We start from the raw sequence: 293 nt of genomic DNA on the forward strand, positions 1-293 counted from the left end.
GCGCGGGTGCTGGAAGCCGACCAGGCGCTGGTGGGCATCAGTGAAGCGGTGGCCAACATCACCGATATGGCCACCCAGATCGCCGCGGCGACCGAGGAGCAGAGCGCGGTGGCCGAGGAAATCAGCCGCAATATCACCACCATTTCGCAACTGGCCGATGAGACCAGCGAACAGGCACAGAACTCGGCGTTGCTCAGTGAAGAGTTGACCAAGACGGCCAACAGTCAGTATTCGCTGGTGGAGCGGTTCAACCGGTAGTTCGGTGGTGTCGGGGCGGGCCTCATCGCGGGCAG

The 293-nt window shown here is 63.1% G+C and carries 1 pseudogene; it reads left to right on the top strand.

From position 1 onward, the window contains the following. A pseudogene (locus B3397_RS04035) lies at positions 1 to 258 on the top strand (chemotaxis protein); the annotation flags it as partial. Positions 259 to 293: the final 35 nt, after the last annotated feature.

This window comes from Pseudomonas sp. UBA4194 (assembly GCF_002379585.1).
Taxonomy (GTDB): Bacteria; Pseudomonadota; Gammaproteobacteria; order Pseudomonadales; family Pseudomonadaceae; genus Aquipseudomonas.